At 68.9% G+C, this 19,796-nt stretch carries 20 protein-coding genes; 4 read left to right on the plus strand and 16 right to left on the minus strand.

Translation table 11 applies throughout. The annotated features are described in order from the left end of the window. Positions 1–213 precede the first annotated feature (213 nt). On the plus strand, positions 214–1,110 hold the full coding sequence (locus ACSHWB_RS06270; RefSeq protein WP_439661136.1) for a hypothetical protein: 897 nt from the start codon (positions 214–216) through the stop codon (positions 1,108–1,110). Positions 1,111–1,191: 81 nt separating this feature from the next. Here ACSHWB_RS06270 and mutM read toward each other — a convergent pair whose 3' ends face one another. The 6 genes from mutM to ACSHWB_RS06300 all read right to left on the minus strand — a co-directional run bounded on the left by mutM (position 1,192) and on the right by ACSHWB_RS06300 (position 4,709). After that, positions 1,192–2,049: a bifunctional DNA-formamidopyrimidine glycosylase/DNA-(apurinic or apyrimidinic site) lyase gene (gene mutM / locus ACSHWB_RS06275; protein WP_439661137.1), complete on the minus strand. Its 858-nt coding sequence runs from the start codon at positions 2,047–2,049 to the stop codon at positions 1,192–1,194. A 1-nt stretch (position 2,050) separates the two neighbouring features. After that, complete coding sequence (locus ACSHWB_RS06280) at positions 2,051–2,251, minus strand: hypothetical protein (RefSeq protein ID WP_093593249.1); 201 nt, start codon at positions 2,249–2,251, stop codon at positions 2,051–2,053. A gap of 7 nt (positions 2,252–2,258) precedes the next feature. After that, positions 2,259–3,062, minus strand: a complete 804-nt coding sequence (gene rnc, locus ACSHWB_RS06285; protein WP_439664531.1) for a ribonuclease III — start codon at positions 3,060–3,062, stop codon at positions 2,259–2,261. Positions 3,063–3,078: 16 nt separating this feature from the next. Continuing rightward, positions 3,079–3,261 carry a 50S ribosomal protein L32 gene (gene rpmF / locus ACSHWB_RS06290; RefSeq protein ID WP_030467958.1) on the minus strand — a complete coding sequence of 61 codons (183 nt, stop codon included), beginning with the start codon at positions 3,259–3,261 and terminating at the stop codon, positions 3,079–3,081. 2 nt (positions 3,262–3,263) lie between these two features. Beyond that, on the minus strand, positions 3,264–3,845 hold the full coding sequence (locus tag ACSHWB_RS06295) for a YceD family protein (protein WP_439661138.1): 582 nt from the start codon (positions 3,843–3,845) through the stop codon (positions 3,264–3,266). Positions 3,846–3,992: 147 nt separating this feature from the next. Beyond that, positions 3,993–4,709 (minus strand): DivIVA domain-containing protein, encoded by a 717-nt coding sequence (locus tag ACSHWB_RS06300; protein WP_030479715.1) that lies wholly within the window; start codon positions 4,707–4,709, stop codon positions 3,993–3,995. 119 nt (positions 4,710–4,828) lie between these two features. On the opposite strand from ACSHWB_RS06300, the gene ACSHWB_RS06305 reads away from it, so the two are divergent. Beyond that, on the plus strand, positions 4,829–5,269 hold the full coding sequence (locus ACSHWB_RS06305; RefSeq protein ID WP_439664532.1) for a GNAT family N-acetyltransferase: 441 nt from the start codon (positions 4,829–4,831) through the stop codon (positions 5,267–5,269). A 7-nt stretch (positions 5,270–5,276) separates the two neighbouring features. Here the strand turns inward: ACSHWB_RS06305 and coaD are convergent, their stop codons facing one another. From coaD to ACSHWB_RS06325, 4 genes are all read right to left on the minus strand, one after another. Then, entirely contained in the window at positions 5,277–5,759 is a 483-nt protein-coding gene (gene coaD / locus ACSHWB_RS06310) for a pantetheine-phosphate adenylyltransferase (protein ID WP_090066444.1), read from the minus strand. Positions 5,760–5,812: 53 nt separating this feature from the next. Beyond that, positions 5,813–6,367: a 16S rRNA (guanine(966)-N(2))-methyltransferase RsmD gene (gene rsmD / locus ACSHWB_RS06315; RefSeq protein WP_439661139.1), complete on the minus strand. Its 555-nt coding sequence runs from the start codon at positions 6,365–6,367 to the stop codon at positions 5,813–5,815. Between the two features lie 22 nt (positions 6,368–6,389). Continuing rightward, on the minus strand, positions 6,390–7,463 hold the full coding sequence (locus ACSHWB_RS06320; RefSeq protein WP_439661140.1) for an MBL fold metallo-hydrolase: 1,074 nt from the start codon (positions 7,461–7,463) through the stop codon (positions 6,390–6,392). 128 nt (positions 7,464–7,591) lie between these two features. Then, positions 7,592–10,969 carry a pyruvate carboxylase gene (locus ACSHWB_RS06325; RefSeq protein WP_439661141.1) on the minus strand — a complete coding sequence of 1,126 codons (3,378 nt, stop codon included), beginning with the start codon at positions 10,967–10,969 and terminating at the stop codon, positions 7,592–7,594. Positions 10,970–11,288: 319 nt separating this feature from the next. Between ACSHWB_RS06325 and ACSHWB_RS06330 the strand changes: the two genes are divergently transcribed. Continuing rightward, positions 11,289–12,563, plus strand: a complete 1,275-nt coding sequence (locus ACSHWB_RS06330) for a hypothetical protein (RefSeq protein ID WP_439661142.1) — start codon at positions 11,289–11,291, stop codon at positions 12,561–12,563. A gap of 243 nt (positions 12,564–12,806) precedes the next feature. Here the strand turns inward: ACSHWB_RS06330 and recG are convergent, their stop codons facing one another. Continuing rightward, a complete protein-coding gene (gene recG, locus ACSHWB_RS06335; protein WP_439661143.1) occupies positions 12,807–14,963 on the minus strand; it encodes an ATP-dependent DNA helicase RecG in 2,157 nt (718 codons plus the stop codon). A gap of 14 nt (positions 14,964–14,977) precedes the next feature. Continuing rightward, positions 14,978–16,588: a DAK2 domain-containing protein gene (locus ACSHWB_RS06340; RefSeq protein ID WP_439661144.1), complete on the minus strand. Its 1,611-nt coding sequence runs from the start codon at positions 16,586–16,588 to the stop codon at positions 14,978–14,980. A gap of 148 nt (positions 16,589–16,736) precedes the next feature. Between ACSHWB_RS06340 and rpmB the strand changes: the two genes are divergently transcribed. Further along, positions 16,737–16,928: a 50S ribosomal protein L28 gene (rpmB, locus tag ACSHWB_RS06345; protein ID WP_030467945.1), complete on the plus strand. Its 192-nt coding sequence runs from the start codon at positions 16,737–16,739 to the stop codon at positions 16,926–16,928. Positions 16,929–16,947: 19 nt separating this feature from the next. Here rpmB and ACSHWB_RS06350 read toward each other — a convergent pair whose 3' ends face one another. Genes ACSHWB_RS06350 through ACSHWB_RS06365 form a run of 4 tightly spaced genes read right to left on the minus strand, consistent with a single transcriptional unit; the run spans position 16,948 to position 19,787 of the window. After that, a complete protein-coding gene (locus ACSHWB_RS06350) occupies positions 16,948–18,165 on the minus strand; it encodes an MFS transporter (protein ID WP_439664533.1) in 1,218 nt (405 codons plus the stop codon). Next, a complete protein-coding gene (locus ACSHWB_RS06355) occupies positions 18,150–18,824 on the minus strand; it encodes a uracil-DNA glycosylase (RefSeq protein WP_439661145.1) in 675 nt (224 codons plus the stop codon). The genes ACSHWB_RS06350 and ACSHWB_RS06355 overlap by 16 nt, the downstream gene beginning before the upstream one ends. Before the next feature lie 20 nt (positions 18,825–18,844). Continuing rightward, entirely contained in the window at positions 18,845–19,366 is a 522-nt protein-coding gene (locus ACSHWB_RS06360; RefSeq protein WP_439661146.1) for a gamma carbonic anhydrase family protein, read from the minus strand. Between the two features lie 10 nt (positions 19,367–19,376). Continuing rightward, complete coding sequence (locus tag ACSHWB_RS06365; RefSeq protein WP_439661147.1) at positions 19,377–19,787, minus strand: GNAT family N-acetyltransferase; 411 nt, start codon at positions 19,785–19,787, stop codon at positions 19,377–19,379. Between the last annotated feature and the right edge of the window lie 9 nt (positions 19,788–19,796).

A 19,796-nucleotide genomic window follows, 5' to 3' on the forward strand; every position in this document is an offset into this window, starting at 1 on the left:
TCGGGCGTCCACTACGACCAACCAGGTGGTGCATGCCGAGAAAGAGTCACTCAACGCGACTGGACATTCCAGGCGCATCGTCTGTCAGGTTTGACCGACAGCTGTCATGTTTCTGCCTCGTATTCAGCGGGGCCGAGTAGGAGAATGCAGGTCGTGGACGACATGGCGGCACTCGTGGCCGCAAACCTGCAACGCCTCCGAAAGAACCTCGGTATGCGAAATCGTGACCTCGACACACGACTCGACCCGGAGTTCTGCGAACTGTTCGGCGCGTCGGGCGACGACGTGGAGGCAATGCGGCGAAAGCTGACGGTCTACCTGGAGGAATTGGTCACCAGATTGCCGGCGGAACTCCAGATCGCCGCACAACAGGGCCTGAACATCACCCCGGACGCCGCGGACGTCAATCTCACCGACCGCATCGACGAACTCGCCACGAGGCTCGTGTGCGACGCCCGCACCGCACGCAGGCGGATCGACAAGGCGTTCAGCGCGCTCGCGGAACACGCCTCGTCCGGCTCGGCCCTGCTGTCGGGAGCCGGCCACGGAGGCACGGGCTGGTACGTCGACTCGTTCGACGTCGTGCTGCGCCTCGACCAGGACACACCGGTCGCGTACGAGCGCAGGCGCATCCTGGTCACGGCCCCCGTGCTGGACGAGATCGCCACGTCGATCGACGTGCCGCGCCACCACGGCCACGACGAGCGGGTCGGGCTGCACACCGACATCTGGTTCGGCGGTCTGCTCGCGGGCAGGCTCCAGGAGTCGACCACGAACTTCCAGACGACGGTCCGGTTGCCGAAACGTTTGCGCAAGCACGAGCGACACACGTTGGGACTGATACATCGGATCCCGCCGGGCCAGCGAATGGCACCGCGCTACGTTTACGTGCCGTATCGCAGTTGCCGCCACTTCAGAGTGGTGGTGCGATTCGCGCCGGAACGGCGGCCGATCCGGGTGTGGCGGCAGGACGGCGTTCCTCACAGCGTTGTGACGGATGGCGCCCCGTCGTCGCATCTGCTGGCGCTCGATCTCGCGAATGAGACGAGTGCCGAGTTCGTCAACCTCATCGCCGGGCTTTCCTACGGAGTGCAGTGGGAATTCTCGTAGCACTCACGCAGGATGCGGTGCCGATGCCGCACCGAGGAAGGAGTTTCCTGTTTCCTGAACCCAACAGGAAACGAGAACGAATCAGAACCTGGGGCGCGGCTGGCAACGCGGGCAGGAATACGAGGACCTGTTCATGAACGGTTCGCGCACGATCGCGGCGCCACACCGTTTGCACGGCCGGTTCTCCTGGCCGTATGCGCTGAGTGACCGGTCGAAGTAGCCGGACTGCCCGTTGATGTTGACGTAGAGGGCGTCGAACGACGTCCCGCCCTGCCCGAGCGCCTCACGCATCACGTCCGTGGCGTGGTCCAGCAGCTCGGCGGCCTTGGCTTTCGTGAGCTTGTCCGTCATCCGGGTGCCGTGCAGCTTCGCGCGCCACAGGGCCTCGTCGGCGTAGATGTTGCCGATGCCGGACACGAGGGTCTGGTCCAGGAGCGCACGCTTGATCTCGGTGTGACGCAGGCGCAACGCGCGCACGGCAGCATCACGGGAGAACAAGGGGTCCATGGGGTCGCGAGCGATGTGCGCGACCGAGTCGGGCACGAGGGTGCCGTCGACCTCGACCAGCTCGGCGAGAGCGAGACCGCCGAAGGTGCGCTGGTCGACGAAACGGAGCTCGGGCCCGCCGTCGGAGAACTGAAAACGGACGCGCAGATGCTTCTCGTCGGGGGCCGACGAGGGCTGCACGAGCATTTGGCCACTCATGCCCAGGTGCGCGAGCATGGCGGCTTTGTCGGCCAGTTCGACCCAGAGGTACTTGCCGCGGCGCCTGGCGGCAGCCATTGGCTGGCCCGCCAAGCGCGCGCAGAAGTCCAAGGAACCCAGGTCGTGCCGGCGGATGGCGCGTGGGTGCAAAACCTCTACCGAGGAGATGACCCGGCCGGCGACGTGGGCTTCAAGGCCGAGGCGTACTACCTCGACCTCTGGGAGTTCGGGCACGTCAGGCTTCGGACTTGCCCTCGTCGACGGGCTGTGCCTCGATCACGGCAGCCTGCGGCTTGGTGGGCTTGAGCACCCACACACCCGCGCGGCTCGTGTCCCTGACCAGCACAAGGCCCTGGATTCCTCCGCTGCGGGAGGTGTTCACCGGCCCGCGATTGGTGCGCGTGCGGCGGTTCGTGCGGTTCCTGGTCGCATACATTGCGGTCTCAGTCTTCCTCGGTTGGGGAGATCCCTGGCGTCACCGAGGCGCCATTCTGTCCGTTCTTGGCCACGGCCGACTCCTGCTCGGCCTTGACCCGTTCCGACAGAACATGATAAGCCGCTTCGGCGGCTTTCTGCTCGGCTTCCTTCTTGGTGCGCCCATCACCCTTGCCGTGAGGCTGGCCACCGACGAGCACCGTGGCGGTGAACTCCTTGCGGTGGTCCGGCCCCTGGTCGTCCACGCGGTACTCCGGGACGCCGAGACTGGCTTGAGCGGTGAGCTCCTGCAGGCTTGTCTTCCAGTCCAGTCCAGCACCCAAAAGCGGAGCTTTGGCCAAGAGCGGATCGAACAGCCGGTGAACGAACGTTCGTGCGGTATCGATACCGAACTGCAGGTACACCGCACCGATGACGGCCTCGAGGCCGTCAGCGAGAATGCTTGCCTTGTCCCTGCCGCCGGTCAGCTCTTCGCCACGACCGAGCAACAGGTGTGCACCGAGCCCGCCTTCACTCAGGTTGCGCGCGACGCCGGCCAGTGCGTGCATGTTGACCACGCTGGCGCGGAGCTTCGCGAGCTGACCTTCGGGAAGGTCGGGATGGGTGCGGTACAGGTGGTCGGTGACGACCAGACCCAGAACCGCGTCTCCCAGGAACTCGAGACGCTCGTTCGGCGGCAAGCCGCCGTTCTCGTACGCGTAAGACCTGTGGGTGAGTGACAGCACGAGCAGCTCGGCGTCCAGGTGGACGCCGAGCGCTTCGAGCAGGTCCGCGCGGTCCGCTTGCGGTGCGCGCGGCGGCTTTCCCCCCACTACGTCGCCGAGGAGATCAGGCCGGCTGAGCGACCTGGCGGCCAGCGTACTGACCACAGGCCGGGCAGGCGACGTGCTGCGGCTTCGGCTGGCGGCAAGCCTTGTTGGAGCACGCCACCAGGTGCACGGCAGACGTCTTCCACTGGGAACGGCGCGCACGGGTGTTCGAACGCGACATTTTCCGCTTCGGGACGGCCACGACTACTTCTCCTCCGAGTTGTCATCGCTGAACCGCTCTTGCAACGCGGCCCAACGAGGGTCAATCGTCTCATGCCCGTGGTCGGGCCCGAGCTCCGCCCACCTGCCACCACACTCGGAGCAAAGCCCCTTGCAGTCCGGCTCGCAGAGCGGTGCCTGCGGCAGCGCGAGAACGATGGCGTCCCGCACCACAGGCTCGAGGTCGATCAGATCGTTGACGATCCGGCTGACCTCGTCTTCATCAGTGGTCTCGTCCGTGGTGCTGTCCGGCCACGCGTACAGCTCCGTGATCCGGACTTCAACCTCATCGGTGAGCGGCTCGAGACACCTCGAACACTCACCTTCGACCTTGGCGAACGCTGTCCCCGACACGAGCAGGCCCTCCACGACCGATTCGATCAGGAGGTCGAGCTCCACTTCCCCGTTCTCGGGCACCGCGATCACCCCGAGCAGCCCGACACCTGCGCCGGGAACCGACCTCACGAGGGGTCGGCTCAGGCCGGCGCGACGGCCGATGTCCCTGGTGTCGATGACCCAGGGACCGGATGCTGTGGGACGCGTGGACGCGTGACGATGCTCAGTCATGATTTCGGGTTTTGCCGGCGGGGACCTACCACGTCCAGCCGTTCCAGGGTACGGGACGAGGCCCCCGCGCGTGAAATCGGCAGGTGATCGCACCTGTCCGACGTAGCGCGAATCACACGTTCAGGCGCGATCCACAGTCCTGGTTCGTCAGGAACCGTAGTCGAACGGCGCCGCGGCACCCGCCACAGCCGGTCCGCGCAGGTGCGAACGGCCCTTGCCGACCGACCTGAGCGTGTGCGCGAGGAGGTCCTCGAAGTCCGCGAGCTTGCCGTCCACGTACGCGTCGCACTCCGACCGCAGGCGGATGGACTCGTTCTGGGCGGCGTCGAGCAGGCGTGCCGCCTCGGCGTGCGCCGTGCGGACGACCTCCTGCTCGTTGACGAGCCTGGCCTGCTCGGCCCTGCCGTCCTCGGTGGCGCGCTCGTAGTTCGCGCGGCCCGCCTGGATCATGCGCTCGGCCTCGGAGTGCGAGCGACCCACCAGGTCGTCGTACTCCTGGCGGCCCGCGGCCACGGTCCGTTCGGCCTGGTCCTCCGCCTCGGCGATCATCCGCTCGGCACGGGCGCGCGCGTCGGACAGCATCGCCTCGGCCTCGGCCTGCGCCTCGGCGAGCATGCGGTCCGCGTCGGCGCGTGCCTTCGACACGCCGGACTCCGCCTCGTGCTTGGCCTTGCCGACCACCTCGTCGCGGTGGTCCAGCACGTCCTGCGCGTCGTCGAGCTCGGCAGGGATCGCGTCGCGCACGTCGTCGAGCAGTTCGAGCACGTCGCCGCGCGGCACCACGCACCCCGATGTCATCGGAACTCCGCGCGCTTCCTCGACGATCGTGACGAGCTCGTCGAGTGCCTCGAACACCCGGTACACGTCTCACTCCCTAAGCCTGTGACTCCCACCCACAAGTGTGCCCTGCCGATCTCCCCGGGAGAGGGAGATCGGCAGGGCGTGTCAGGATTTGCCGACATCGAGCCGGGGGAAACGTGAAGATCACAATCAGGCGGGCCGTGGCGGCCGACGTCCACCCGATCGTGGCGATGCTGGCGGACGACCCGCTCGGCGCGGCGCGCGAGAAGCCGGGTGATCCCGGCTACCTGAAGGCGTTCGAGGTGATCGACGCCGACCCGCACCAGTTGCTGGCCGTGGCCGACGCGGACGGCGAGGTCGTGGGCACGCTGCAGCTGACGTTCACCACGGGCCTGTCGCGCCTGGGCATGACCCGCGCGACCGTGGAGGCGGTGCGGGTGCGCTCCGACCAGCGCGGCGGCGGCCTCGGCCAGCGCCTGATCACGTGGGCGATCGACGAGGCACGGGCACGCGGGTGCGGTGTGGTGCAGCTGACGACGGACGCGTCACGAGTGGACGCGCACCGGTTCTACGAGCGGCTGGGGTTCACCGCGTCGCACGTGGGGATGAAGCTGGGCCTCTAGCGCCGCGCTATCGGGTCTCGGCGAGGCGCTGCTGCAGCCGCTGCTCGATGGAGGCCGGCAGCAGCGTCGAGACGTCGCCACCGTACGTCGCGACCTCCTTGACCAGCGAGGACGCCAGGTAGGAGTACTGCGGGCTGGCCTGCATGAACAGCGTGTCGACACCGGTGAGCTGGTGGTTCATCTGCGCCATCTGCAGCTCGTAGTCGTAGTCGCTGACCGCGCGCAGGCCCTTCACGATGGCCTTGATGTTGTTCTCGCGGCAGTAGTCGACCAGCAGGCCGTGCCAGGAGTCCACGCGCACGTTGTCCCACTGCGACGTGACCTCGCGCAGCATCTCCTGACGCTCTTCGACGTCGAACAAGGTGCGCTTGTTCTTGTTGATGAGCACGGCGACGACGACCTCTTCGAAGAGGTGCGCGGCTCTCCCGATGATGTCCAGGTGACCGTTGGTCACCGGGTCGTAGGAGCCGGGGTACACGGCGCGCGTCATGAAGCGGACGTTAGCACCCGATCGGACGCCTCCAGGCGTGTCCGTGGTTCTCGTCACCCATCAGAACGCACCTGGGCCCAGTACACCGCGGTGTCCCCATAACGCTTGGCACGCAAGGATTCCACTACTTCCGGCCACGCTGGTTCGCCGCTTCGCGAAGCACGTTCCACGATCAAGATGGCGTCCTCCGTGAGCCTCGGCACGATCCCGCGGAGCACTTTGGCGAGCTCGTCCTCCCCCACCGCGTACGGCGGATCGGCGAAGACGACGTCGAACTTCTCGCCCTCTGCCGTGACGTACGCCTCGGCCGTGCGATTCACGACGACCGTGTTCGCGAACCCGAGCTCCTTGGCGTTGCCCTTGAGCACGTCGGCGGCCCGCTTGTCCGACTCCACGAACGTCGCGTGGCCCGCACCCCGGCTCAGCGCCTCGAACCCGAGCGCCCCCGACCCGGCGTACAGGTCCAGCACCTTCGCGCCGTCGAGGTCGAGCATCGCCTCGAGGGAGCTGAACAACGCCTCCCGCACCCGCTCGGACGTGGGCCGCGTGCCCTTGGGCGGAACCTTGAGCCTGCGGCCTCCCGCGGTCCCGGCAACGATTCGTGTCACCGGTCCATCGTCCCAGGGCGCCTCAGGCGAGCGCCTGCCACCACCCGTCGACCTCGGCCGGCTTGTCCACGTCGACCCGCTCCCCCGGCCGCGGCACCGCGAGCTTCAGCCCGCTCGCCTTGACCTCCCGCCACACGCGGTCGATCGGCTCGCCCCACGGGTGCAGCGCCAGGTTGAACGTCGCCCAGTGCACCGGGATCAGCAGCTCGCCACCGAGGTCCTTGAACGCCTGAACGCCCTCCTCCGGCGTCATGTGGATGTCCGCCCACGCGTCGTTGTACGCGCCGACCTGCATCAGCACCACGTCGAACGGTCCGTGCTCGGCACCGATGGCCGCATAACCCGGGAAGTAGCCGGTGTCGCCGCTGTAGAACACGGCACGCTCACCGCGCTTGATGACCCAGGACGCCCACAACGTCACGTTGCGCTGCACCGAGCGGCCGGAGAAGTGTTGTGCCGCAGTGCAGGTGAGCGTGAAGCCGTCGACCGTGTGCGACTCGTCCCAGTCCAGTTCCACGACGCGGTAGGCCGGCACGTCCCAGCGCGCGAGGTGCGCGCCGAGCCCGAGCGGCACCACGAACACCGCGGACGTTCCCGCGGTCAGCGCCTGCACGGTCTCCATGTCGAGGTGGTCGTAGTGGTCGTGCGAGATCACGACCGCGCTCACATCAGGCAAATCAGACAACCGATGCGGAACCGGGTGCAGTCGCTTCGGGCCGAGGTGCGCGGACGGCGAGACGCGGTCGCTCCACACGGGATCGAGGAGCACGGCGGCACCGTCGACCTCGATCAGCGCGGACGCGTGGCCGTACCAGGTGACGTGCAGTCCGTCGGTCACCGGCGTGGAGGGTCCCACCAGCGGCACGGCCACCGCCGGCTTGCGGTCCTGTCCGCCGCGCACGAAGTCGCTGATCGAGAACGAGTCCCGGTCAGGGACCGTGCGGACTTCCTTGTCGTTGTGGAACTTCCCGCCGCGGTAGCGCGGTGAACGCGACATGTGGACCGGGTCCGGCCTGCCGCCCAGCTGCCGGGGCACGTCCTTCAGCGCCCACGCCACGCCCGCAAGGCCGAGCAGGCCGGCCAACGCCTTCTTCATGATGCGATTCCCTCTTCCCCTGACTCCCGTGCCCGGTGCAACGCAGGGAATCGTCGTGGAGTTCCGCACCTCCCGCACAGCGAAAGGGCCCGGCCTCGACGAGACCGGGCCCTTCACGCGAAACAGGACTACTCCAGGACGATCAGGAGGTCGCCGCCCTCGACCTGCTGGGCACCGCGCAACGCCAGGCGCTGCACGACACCCGCCTTCGGGGCGGTGATCGCGGCCTCCATCTTCATGGCCTCGATCGTCGCGACGGTCTGACCGGCGTCGACGCGGTCGCCCTCGGCCACGGTCGCCGTCACCACGCCGGCGAACGGGGCCGCCACGTGGTTCTGGTTCGCGCGGTCGGCCTTCTCCGCGGCCGGGATGTCGGCTGCCACCGAGCGGTCGCGGACCTGGATCGGGCGCATCTGGCCGTTCAGCGTCGCCATGACCGTGCGGATGCCCCGCGCGTCGGCCTCGGAGATCGCCTCCAGGCCGATGAGCAACCGGACACCCGGCTCCAGGTCGACGGAGTACTCCTCGCCGGGACGCAGGCCGTAGAAGAAGTCCTTGGAGCGCAACACCGACGTGTCGCCGTAGGCGTCCCGATGCGCGCGGAACTCCTTGGTGGGCGCCGGGAACAGCAGCCTGTTCAAGGTCGCCCTGCGGTCGTCGACGAGACCGGCCTCGTCCTGGGCGGACAGTTCCTCGATCGGCTTCGGCGCGGGTCGGCCGGCCAGCGCCTTGCTGCGGAACGGCTCCGGCCAGCCACCGGGCGGGTCGCCCAGCTCGCCGTGCAGGAAGCCGATCACCGACGCCGGGATGTCGAACTTGCCGGGGTCCGCCTCGAAGTCCTTCGGCGAGACGCCCGCGCCCACGAGGTGCAGCGCGAGGTCGCCGACGACCTTGGACGACGGCGTCACCTTCACCAGGTGGCCGAGCATGCGGTCTGCGGCCGCGTACATCGACTCGATCTCCTCGAACTTCTCCCCGAGGCCGAGCGCGACGGCCTGGGTGCGCAGGTTCGAGAGCTGACCACCGGGGATCTCGTGGTGGTAGACGCGGCCGGTCGGGCCGGGGATGCCGGACTCGAACGGCGCGTAGATCTTGCGCACCGACTCCCAGTACGGCTCCAGGTCGCAGACGTTCTGCAGGTTGAGGCCCGTGGAACGGTCGGTGTGGTCGGTCAGCGCCACGATCGACGACAGCGGCGGCTGCGACGTCGTGCCCGCCATCGACGCGGTCGCGCCGTCGATCGCGTCCACGCCCGCCTGGATCGCCGCGAGGTAGGTCGCCAGCTGGCCACCCGCCGTGTCGTGCGTGTGCAGGTGGACCGGTACGTCGAACTCCTTGCGCAGCGCGGTGATCAGGCGCGACGCGGCGGGTGCCCGCAGCAGGCCGGCCATGTCCTTGACGCACAGCACGTGCGCCCCGGCACCGACGATCTGCTCGGCGAGCTTGAGGTAGTAGTCCAGTGTGTACAGACGTTCGTCCGGATTGGACAGGTCGCTCGTGTAGCAGAGCGCGACCTCGGCGACCGCGGTCCCGGTCTCGCGCACGGCCTCGATCGCCGGGCGCATCTGCTCGACGTCGTTCAGCGCGTCGAAGATCCGGAAGATGTCGATGCCGGTGTTCGTCGCCTCCTGCACGAACGCCTTGGTGACCGCCTCGGGGTACGGCGTGTAGCCGACCGTGTTGCGGCCGCGCAGCAGCATCTGCAGGTTGATGTTCGGCACGGCCTCGCGCAACGACGCGAGCCGCTCCCACGGGTCCTCCGCGAGGAACCGCAGCGCCACGTCGTACGTCGCGCCGCCCCAGCACTCCAGCGACAGCAGCTCCGGCGTCATGCGCGCGACGTGCGGCGCGACGGCGAGCAGGTCCTTGGTGCGCACTCGGGTGGCCAGCAGCGACTGGTGCGCGTCGCGGAACGTCGTGTCCGTGACGCCGACGGCCTTGCTCTCCCGCATCCACCGCGCGAAGCCCTCGGGGCCGAGCTCGACCAGCTTCTGCTTGGAACCGGCGGGCGGTTCGGCGTTGAGGTCGACGATCGGCAGCTTCTCGCGCGGGTCGACCGCGGTCGGGCGGGTGCCGTTCGGGTGGTTGACCGTGACGTCCGCGAGGTAGGTCAGCAGGCGCGTGCCGCGGTCGGCCGAGTGACGGGCCGTCAGCAGGTGCGGGCGCTTCTCGATGAACGACGTGGTGACGCGGCCCTCGTAGAAGTCCGGGTCGTCCAGCACGGCCTGGATGAACGGGATGTTCGTGGACACACCGCGGATGCGGAACTCCGCGATCGCGCGGCGCGCACGGGCGACGGCCAGCTCGAAGGTGCGGCCACGACACGTGAGCTTCACGAGCATCGAGTCGAAGTGCGGGCTGATCGCCATGCCCGCGCCCGCCGTGCCGCCGTCGAGGCGGATGCCGGAACCACCCGGCGAGCGGTAGGCGCTGATCGTGCCGGTGTCCGGCCGGAAACCGTTGGCCGGGTCCTCGGTGGTGATGCGGCACTGCAGCGCCGCGCCGCGCAGCTGCACGGTCTCCTGGGACAGGCCCAGGTCGTCCAGCGTCTCGCCGGACGCGATGCGCATCTGCGACTGCACCAGGTCGACGTCGGTCACCTCTTCGGTGACCGTGTGCTCGACCTGGATGCGCGGGTTCATCTCGATGAAGACGTAGTGGCCCTGCGGGTCGAGCAGGAACTCGACGGTGCCGGCGTTGCGGTAGCCGATGTGCCTCGCGAACTTCACCGCGTCGGCGCAGATGCGGGCGCGCAGCTCGGGATCGAGGTTCGGCGCGGGCGCGATCTCGATGACCTTCTGGTGGCGCCGCTGCACGGAGCAGTCGCGCTCGAAGAGGTGGATGACGTTGCCCTGGCCGTCGGCGAGGATCTGCACCTCGATGTGGCGCGGTTCGACCACGGCCTGTTCGAGGAACACGGTCGGGTCGCCGAACGCCGACTCGGCCTCGCGTGACGCGGCCTCGAGGGACTCGCGCAGCGCGGCCGGCTCGTCGACCTTGCGCATGCCACGGCCACCGCCGCCGGCGACGGCCTTCACGAAGACCGGGAAGCGCATGGTCTTCGACGCCTCGAGCAGCTCTTCGATGTCCGACGACGGCGGGCTCGACTCCAGCACCGGCAGTCCGGCCTCGCGGGCGGCGGCGATGGCGCGCGCCTTGTTGCCCGTCAGTTCCAGGACCTCGGCGACGGGGCCGACGAAGGTGAGACCTGCCTCACGGCACGCGAGAGCGAGGTCCGGGTTCTCGGACAGGAATCCGTAACCGGGGTAGATCGCGTCGGCACCGGCCTTGCGGGCGGCCTTGATGATCTCGTCGACGGAAAGGTAGGCGCGGACGGGATGTCCGGGCTCGCCGATCTCGTAGGACTCGTCCGCCTTCAACCGGTGCAGCGAGTTGCGGTCCTCGTGAGGGAAGACGGCAACCGTTCCAGCGCCCAGTTCGTAGGCGGCTCGGAACGCGCGAATCGCGATCTCGCCGCGGTTGGCGACAAGAACCTTGCGGAACATCCGTGCCCTCCCGGTGTTACTCGGCGGTCATCAGTCGTGGCACGTTACCGTGCGACTCTTGCCAGTTGGGAGAACCGTCCCACGTGATGGGTGTCATCCTGATCGGTCTTGCTCACACGAATTCTCGCGTGATGGGAGGAGAGTGGGAACCCACCACCCGGTCAGACTGCGGCCGGTAGTGGGTTTAACCAGATCGAGTGACGATCTTCGCGACTATCTCGGTAGGGTGAGCCATATGGCCGGGGCTGATGGAGCCGGGCAGCCTACTGCCCGCACACCGCATTTCGACGTTGTCCTTCGTGGTTACAACCAGCGACAGGTGAACGAACGAGTCACCCGCTTGGAGTTCGACCTCAAGAACTCGAACCGCTCCCGTGACGCGGCCGCCGCGCAGGTGGGGGAGCTCACCAAGCTCCTCAACTCGATGCGCGCCGATCTCGACAAGACCAAGATCCAGCTCCAGAACCTCGCCAGCAGCCCGGTCAGCGCCTCGAACGTCACCGAGCGCGTCCGCGTGATGATGAGCCTGGCCGAGGAAGAGATCGCGGACATCCGCAAGGACGCCCTCGACAAGGCCGCCGCCACCCGTGGTGAGGCGGAGAAGTGGGCCGCCGGCCAGCGCGAGGCCCACCAGCGCCTGCTCGCCGAGACCGAGGCGCGCCGCAAGCAGCTGGAGATGAACTACCAGCAGCGCCACGCCGAGCTCGACCAGCAGACCGCCGGCCGCAGGTCGGAGCTGGAGGCCGAGCACGCGGCGCTGCAGGCCAAGCTCACCGCCGAGCACGAGGCCCTGGTCGCCGACGTGCGCGCGAACGGCGAGCGCGTCGCCGCCGAGTTCGAGAAGAAGTCGGCCGACCTGGACGCCCACCGCGTCGAGCTGGACGCCAAGTACAAGGCGTACCACGACGAGCTGGACAAGGAGTACGACGGCCTCAAGGCGACGCTGACCGCCGAGCACCAGAAGGTGCTCGCCGACGCGCGGACCGAGGCCGAGCAGATCGTCGCCGACGCGGAGGCCAAGCGGACCGCGGCACTGCAGAAGCTCGACGGCGAGCTCCAGGCCAAGCAGGCGGAGGCGTCGAAGATCCTCGCGGAGCTCGAGGCCGAGACGCTGGCCAAGGCCGAGCAGGTCACCTCCGAGGCGTCCGCCAAGGCGATCGCCCTGGTCAGCGCCGCGGAGGAGAAGGCGGCGACGACCCTGCGCGTGTCAGAGGAGAAGGCGACGACCACCGTCGCGGAGGCTTCGAAGAAGGCCGAGACCACGGTCCGCGAGGCCGACGAGAAGGCCGCCGCGCTCGTCCGCGACGCCCAGGCCAAGACGTCGGCCCTGGTGCGCGAGGCCGAGGAGCGGTCGGCAGCGGCCGTGGCCGAGGCTGACCAGCGCGCGGCTGCCGCCTCCGACAAGGAGGCGTCGCTGCGGTCGGCGCACGACAACCTCGCGTCGCAGTTCCACGCGGCGCAGGCGGCGGTCGAGGCGGCCATGTCGGTGCTCAAGCCGCTGGAGGACGGCAGCGCGGACGCCGACGAGGCTGCTGCTGAGCCTTCCGGTGAGCAGAAGACCGAGCAGCTGCCGAAGCCTCGTCAGCAGGACTGAGGCGGGGCTGAGCTCGTAGTTGGTTGTTGGGGACGGCGGCGGCTGCTCGTGCGGCGGCCGCCGTTCGCCGTTTGGTGCGCTAGGTGCCGCCGTCTCAGTCGCCCGAGATCAGCGGTGGCGCCGCCCTAGCCGGCCGACGTCTGCGGTGGCGCAAGTCAGGCGGGGCCGGGTGCCGCCCGCCCGCGACCAGCACCTGACGTGCCGAGTGACAGCGCACCCGGCAGCCACGGACCCGCGCGGCCCCTAGGTCTTCTCCAGGAAGTCCGCGCGCTCCTCCGTCAGCAGCGTCGTCACCATCCCCGCGAGCCCCGGATGCTTCGCCAGGTCGGGATCCACGTCCACGACCTGCTGCGCCGCCGTGCGGGCGTCCGCGATGATGTCCTCGTCGCGCAGCAGCGAGAGCATCTTCAGCCCCGAGCGGCGGCCCGACTGGGCGGCGCCGAGGATGTCGCCCTCGCGGCGCAGCTCCAGGTCCAGCTGGGCCAGCTCGAAGCCGTCCAGAGTGGACTCGACGGCGCGCAGGCGTTCCATCGTGGCCGTCATCTCCGGCATCTCCGTGACCAGCAGGCACAGGCCCGGCGCGCTACCTCGGCCCACGCGGCCGCGGAGCTGGTGCAGCTGGGAGACGCCGAAGCGGTCGGCGTCCATGATCGCCATGACGGTGGCGTTCGGGACGTTGACGCCCACCTCGATGACCGTAGTGGCCACCAGGACGTGAACCTCGTTGGCCGAGAAGGCGCGCATCACGGCGTCCTTCTCGTCCGGGGGCATGCGGCCGTGCAGGATCTCGATGCGCAGGCCGCGCAACGGGCCCTGGGCGAGCATGGTGGCCACGTCGATCACGGACAGGGCTGGGCGCTTGTCCTCGTCGTCGGACTTCGCCGGTTCCTCGTCGCCGATGCGCGGGCAGACGAAGTACGCCTGGTGACCCTTCGCCACCTCCTCGCGCACGCGGGCGAAGGCGCGGTCCAGCCACGCCGGCTTCTCGCGGACCGGGACCACCGAGGTCTTGATCGGGGAACGGCCGCCGGGGAGCTCGCGCAGGGCCGAGACCTCCAGGTCGCCGTAGACCGTCATGGCCACCGTGCGCGGGATCGGGGTCGCCGTCATGACCAGGACGTGCGGGTTCTCGCGTTCGCCGCGTGCCGACAGGGCGGCTCGTTGCTCCACGCCGAAGCGGTGTTGCTCGTCGACCACGACCAGACCGAGGGAGTGGAACTCCACCTTCTCCTGGATGATCGCGTGCGTGCCGACGACGATGCCCGCCTCGCCGGTCACGATGTCCAGCAACGCCTGACGGCGCTGGGCCGTGTTCATCGACCCCGTCAGCAGCGTCACGCGGGTCGCGTCCTCCGCGCCGCCCAGCTGGCCCGCCTGAGCGAGGTCGCCGAGCATCTCCGCCAACGAGCGGGCGTGTTGTGCCGCAAGGACTTCCGTGGGCGCGAGCATGGCGGACTGACGGCCCGCGTCGACGGCCTGAAGCATGGCTCGCAACGCGACCATCGTCTTTCCTGAGCCCACCTCGCCCTGCAACAGCCGGTTCATCGGCACGGTCGACTCGAGGTCAGAGGAGACCTGCTCACCGACCTCCACCTGGCCCGCCGTCAGCGTGAACGGCAGCCGCGCGTCGAAGGCGTCGAGGATCCCGCCCGACCTGCGCGCGCACGACGGCGCCGGACGGGCCGTGGAGGCCTTGCGGCGCTGCGCCAGGGCCAGCTGCACGGCCAGCGCCTCGTCCCACTTCAGCCGCTGCTGCGCCACCGAGATCTGCGCCCAGCTCTCCGGCCGGTGGATCGACCGCAGCGCGTCCTCCAGGCCGATCAGGCCCTGCTCGAGGCGGAAGTCCTCGGGCAGCGGGTCCTCCGGCACGCCGTCCCAGATCTCCAGCAGCTGCTTCACGCAGTTCGCGATGTTCCACGTGTTGATGTGCTGCGACGCCGGGTAGACGGGCAGGAACGCCTGCAGGAACGACGATCCGTCCCGCTCCGCGGTGAGCACCTCGAACGCCGGGTGCACCAGCTGCAGGTTCTGCCGGTAGCGGCCCACCTTGCCGGCGAACAGCGCGCGCGTGCCCGGCAGCAGCTCCTGCTCGGCGACGAACGCCGGTTTGCCGAAGAACACCAGGTGCAGCTCCGAGGTGCCGTCGGTGATCACGGCCTCGGTCATCTGGCCGCGGCGCGCCTTCATCTGGCGCTTCTGGCACTTGCGGACCTCGGCCTGCACCGTGACGTGCTCGTCGATTTCCAGCGACCTGATGTCGGTCAGCTTCCCGCGCTCGTCGTACCGGCGCGGGTAGTGGCGCAGCAGGTCACCGACCGTCGTGAGGCCGAGGCCGGTCTCCAGTGCGTCGGCGGTCTTCTTGCCGAGCAACGGCTGCAGCTTGTCGTCGAAGGAGATCATCGCGCCCTATTGAACTACTCGACACCGACAAAAATCACCGCGTCCGGCTGACCACCCGGATACGCCGTCACCTCGACCTCCGGATGGGTGACCCGGAGGTGGTCCTCCAGCACGTCGACCAGGCCGTCGGGCGCGTCGGCGCCCAGCAGCAGGGTCACCAGCTCACCGCCGCCCGCCAGCATGCGGTCGACCAGTCGGCAGGACAGGTCCATCAACGACTCCGGCGCCGCGGGACCCGGTTCGATCAGCACGACCTCGCCGTCCAGCATGCCCAGCAGGTCGCCGGGCTGGCAGCGGCCGACCCAGGTCAGGGCCTCGTCGGCGGCGATCGAGACCTCGCCGCGGCGCGTGGCGGCGGCAGCTTCGGCCATGGCGACAACGTCGTCACCCGCGCGCCTGGTGGAGTCGTGCACCGCCAACGCCGCGAGGGCTTGCACGGGCGAGAACGTCGGCACCACCACCACGTCCTGCCCGGCGGCCTGTGCGTACGCCACGGCCTCGTCCAGCGCCTCGCGGATGTCCGGATCACCCGGCAGCACCGCGACGTGACGCGCGCGCGTCGACACGATGGCCGACAACAGGTCCGTGGGAGTCGCCGAAGTAGAAGCGAGGTCGAACACGATGGCGCCTTCCGCGCGGAACAGGTCCACGGCGCCGCTCACCACCACCACGATCGCCCTGTCGCGCACGAAGCGAGAAGCCTGCGCGGCGATCTGATCCGCGAACCGCGCCACCGTGATGCGGTGCGGACGTCCAGCGCGCACACCCGACTCGATGGCCGCGCCGATGTCGTTGCAGTGCACGTGGACGGTCCACAACGAGGCGCCGTCCCCCACGACCGACACGCAGTCGCCGAGCCCGTTCAACAGGGCGCGCAGCTCGGCCACCGCCTCGTCCGAGGTCTCGTCGAGCAGGTACATGACCTCGTACTCGAACTCGGACGACCCGCTCTCGCGCTCGGTCGTCAGCGACTCCGGCGTGCGCGGCAGCAGCGGCGCGTCTATCGGTGTTTCCACGCTCTGGCCCGTGATCACCGCCGCCAATGTGTCCAACAACACAACGAGCCCGCGTCCACCTGCGTCGACCACCCCGGCCTTGGCCAGCACGGCGAGCTGACGGGGCGTATCGGCCAGTGCGACGGCACCCGCGCGCGACGCCGCCATCACCACGTCGTCCAGCTCGTCCGACTTGCAGTCACGAGCCGCCTCGGACGCGGCGTGCAGCACGGAGAGAACAGTGCCGGGAACGGGCTTCGACACAGCGGCCGTGGCCAGCTCGTCGGCCCTGTGCAGGCCCTTGCGCAAGGCTGTGCCGGTGACCAGCGAGACCTCCTGCACGGTCTCCGCCAGGCCCCTGAGCACCTGAGACAGGATCACGCCCGAGTTCCCGCGCGCTCCGGCCAGCGCGCCGCGGGCCAGCGCGGACAGCGCGTCCCCCACCGTCGACATGGGCGAGCGCAGCAGCGCGTCGAGCGCCGACTGCATCGTGTGCAGCAGGTTCGTGCCTGTGTCACCATCCGGGACGGGAAAGACGTTGATCTGGTCGATCGACTCCCGATTGGCGTCCAACGACCGCACGCAGGCGTCTGCCCATCTGCGCACCGCGACCGCATCCATGACCTGCATGGCGGCGAGAGTATCCACCCGGTTTGGTCGCAGGTGATGCCACCGGCTACCCTCGTTGAGTTGCCGTGCCCGGTTGAGGCTTGTGCACGCTTGCGCGCCCACCGGGACGCGAGACTTACCGCTTGAGGAACCTGAAGGAGTGGCTGACGTGGCTGCCGTGTGCGACGTCTGTGGCAAGGGGCCGGGCTTCGGCCATTCGGTTTCGCACTCCCAGCGGAAGACGAACCGCCGCTGGAACCCGAACATCCAGTCTGTGCGCGCCAAGGTTTCGGCCTCGCAGCGCCAGCGGATCAACGTGTGCACGTCCTGCCTGAAGGCCGGCAAGGTCGTGCGCGGCTGATCACCGCCACAGTTCGTTTTTAGTTCGAGGAGAGCTCGGCTTCGGCCGGGCTCTCTTCGCGTTTCAGGGCCCGGCGCACGAACACCAGGCAGGCCACCCCGGCCACCAACGCCCCGGTGCCGCCGAGCGCGAACACCGCGCGAGGCCCCATGACCAGCAGCAACCCACCCGCGGCAGTCGTCCCGATCAGGTTCGCGCCGATCACCATCGACCCGACCGCGGCGAACGCCCGCCCGCGCATCTCCTCAGGAGTGCGCAACCGCACGACGGCGTTCAGCGCCACGTTGTGGACCCCGTTCGACACACCGCCGATGACCCAGCCCGTCCCCGCGGCCGCCAAGAACGGGAACGCCGCCGGTATCAGCACGCCGACACCCGTGGTGACCGCAGCGAACGCGATCACCTGGGCCACCTGCGACACGGTCCGCAGCCTCGCTGCCACCCGGTTGCCGACCAGGATCCCGCCCAGCCAGCACGCCTGCATGGCGCCCAGCACGAACTCGTCGCCGTGCAGCACGTACCGCACGAAAGCAGGGTCGGCCACGTTGACCACCACGACCGCGCCGACGCAGAGTGCCAGCCCGACGATCGTTGCGAACAGCACGGGGTCCCGCCGCACGTGCCGAATGCCCGCGAGCGCGCTGGGGCGTGCCTCGTGCGTGCCGGAAGGGCGGCGTTCCGAGCGCACGAAGGCCAGCATCACCGCATAGGCGAGGAACGTGCCGCCGTCGATGAGCAACGCCACGGGGTGCCCGAAGAACCCGGCGAGCAACGCGCCACCGGTGACGCCCGCAACGCTGCCGAGACTGCGGCCGGTGCTGAGCCACGCGTACCCGCGCGTCGCTTCTTCTTCACCGGCGATGTGCGGCACGAGAGCGGAAATGGAGGGCTGGGCGATCGCACGGCCGCAGCCGGAGAGGAACACCAGCGCCACCACGAACACGGGCTGCCCCATCAACGGCGCGACAGCCGCGATCGCGACACCCTGGAAGACCAGAGCGGCGATCAGCAGGCGGCGGTTGGGCAGCCGGTCGACGAGCATTCCGGCGAGCGGTGCGCCGAGCACGAACGGCAGCAGTTCGGCGACGAGGATCGCGGCGACCAGCAACGGACTGATCGGCGTCGCCCAGAACAGGAGGACGAGCAGTGACAGGGAATTCCCGAACTCGCTGACGGCCGCGCCCGCGGCCGTCAGCGTCAGATCACGTCTTCCCGAGGCAATTACGGGAGCTTCCAGTCGATCGGGTCGGCGCCCTGCTTCTCCAGCAGTTCGTTGGCGCGGCTGAACGGCTTCGACCCGAAGAACCCGGCGTGCGCCGACAAAGGCGACGGGTGCGCGGATTCGATGGCGGGCAACGGTTCCAGCAACGGACGCAGATTGCGCGCGTTGCGTCCCCACAGGATCGAGACGAGAGGTGCGTCGCGAGCGGCGAGAGCCTTGATCGCCTGCTCCGTCACCTTCTCCCATCCCTTGCCCTGGTGGGAGTTCGCCTTGCCGGGCTGCACGGTCAATGCCCTGTTGAGCAGCAGAACACCGCGCTCCGACCACGGGGTCAGGTCGCCGTTGGACGGCAACGGGTGACCGAGGTCCTCCGCGTATTCCTTGTAGATGTTCACCAACGACTTGGGAATGGGGCGCACGTCGGGGGCCACCGAGAACGACAGGCCGACCGCGTGGCCGGGCGTCGGATACGGGTCCTGGCCGACGATCAGCACCTTCACCTGGTGGAACGGCTGCTGAAAAGCACGCAGCACGTTCTCGCCCGCGGGAAGATAGGTGCGACCGGCGGCGACTTCCTCGCGCAGGAACTCACCCATGGCGGCGATCTGGTCAGCAACGGGGGCGAGAGCTTCAGCCCAACCGGCTTCGACAACTTCGTTGAGGGGACGAGCCACGGCTGTGAACCCTATCTCACTCAATCGAGCCGACGGAGCTTCTCCCGGTACAAAGCGATGTTCTGAACATATTTCTCCACGATGAATGCCCAGGCCTGTTCTGGCACAACGTGTCCGGCACGTTCGCGGGCGGGAACCCCCAGCACCATCGTGCGTTCGCGGACGTGGCCGTCGAACGAGACCACCGCGCCGGCGCCGACGATCGCGCCCTTCTCCACGATGGAACCGTTGAGCACCACCGAACCCGACGCGATCAGGCAGTCGTCCGCGACGGTCGCGCCCTCGATGTGGACGTTGTGGCCGATGACGCACGACGATCCGATGTGCACCGGGTGGACCTCGGTGCAGTGGACGACCGTGTTGTCCTGGATCGACGTGCGCTCGCCCACGACGATGCGCCCGTAGTCGCCGCGCAGCACGGCTTGTGGCCACACCGACGAGAACGCGCCGATGCGCACGTCCCCGATCACCGTCGCGTCCGGGTGCACGTACGCCTCGGGGTGGATCTGCGGCGTGTAGTCCCCCAGCGCATAGATGGCCATGCGCCCGAACCTACAACGACTTCCCGAAGCAGCGACTCTCCGGGTGGTCCCGGTACACGCCGAAGTTGTCGATCCGCTCATAACCGCTGGACGTGTACAGGGAGATCGCCTCCGGCTGGCGCAGTCCGGTCTCCAGCACCATGCGCTGCCGACCGGCCTCGCGAGCGGTGACCTCCAGATGCGCGAGCACGAGCCGGGAGAGGCCCTGGCCGCGTGCGGAGTCGACGACGTACATCCGCTTGATCTCGGCGGCGCCGGCCAGTTCGTCGTTCACCCGCCAGCCGCCGCACGCGACGGGCACGTCGTCCACGTACCCGATGACGAAGTAGCCGAGCGGCGCGGCGAACTGCGCCGGGTCGACGGGCGTGACGTCGACGTCGCCGTAGCGCTCGACGTAGACCTGCTGGAGGTCGGCGATCATCTTGACCGA

The organism is Lentzea sp. HUAS TT2 (genome assembly GCF_051853195.1).
Taxonomy (GTDB): Bacteria; Actinomycetota; Actinomycetes; order Mycobacteriales; family Pseudonocardiaceae; genus Lentzea.

Bases quoted from the DNA above. Each gene is read 5' to 3' on its own strand.
- ACSHWB_RS06270 (WP_439661136.1), top strand. From the start codon at position 214: ATGCGAAATCGTGACCTCGACACACGACTCGACCCGGAGTTCTGCGAA.
- ACSHWB_RS06280 (WP_093593249.1), bottom strand. From the start codon at position 2,251: ATGTATGCGACCAGGAACCGCACGAACCGCCGCACGCGCACCAATCGC.
- ACSHWB_RS06295 (WP_439661138.1), bottom strand. From the start codon at position 3,845: ATGACTGAGCATCGTCACGCGTCCACGCGTCCCACAGCATCCGGTCCC.
- coaD (WP_090066444.1), bottom strand. From the start codon at position 5,759: ATGACGCGCGCCGTGTACCCCGGCTCCTACGACCCGGTGACCAACGGT.
- ACSHWB_RS06320 (WP_439661140.1), bottom strand. From the start codon at position 7,463: ATGAAGAAGGCGTTGGCCGGCCTGCTCGGCCTTGCGGGCGTGGCGTGG.
- ACSHWB_RS06325 (WP_439661141.1), bottom strand. From the start codon at position 10,969: ATGTTCCGCAAGGTTCTTGTCGCCAACCGCGGCGAGATCGCGATTCGC.
- recG (WP_439661143.1), bottom strand. From the start codon at position 14,963: ATGATCTCCTTCGACGACAAGCTGCAGCCGTTGCTCGGCAAGAAGACC.
- ACSHWB_RS06340 (WP_439661144.1), bottom strand. From the start codon at position 16,588: ATGCAGGTCATGGATGCGGTCGCGGTGCGCAGATGGGCAGACGCCTGC.
- ACSHWB_RS06360 (WP_439661146.1), bottom strand. From the start codon at position 19,366: ATGGCCATCTATGCGCTGGGGGACTACACGCCGCAGATCCACCCCGAG.
- ACSHWB_RS06365 (WP_439661147.1), bottom strand. From the start codon at position 19,787: ATGATCGCCGACCTCCAGCAGGTCTACGTCGAGCGCTACGGCGACGTC.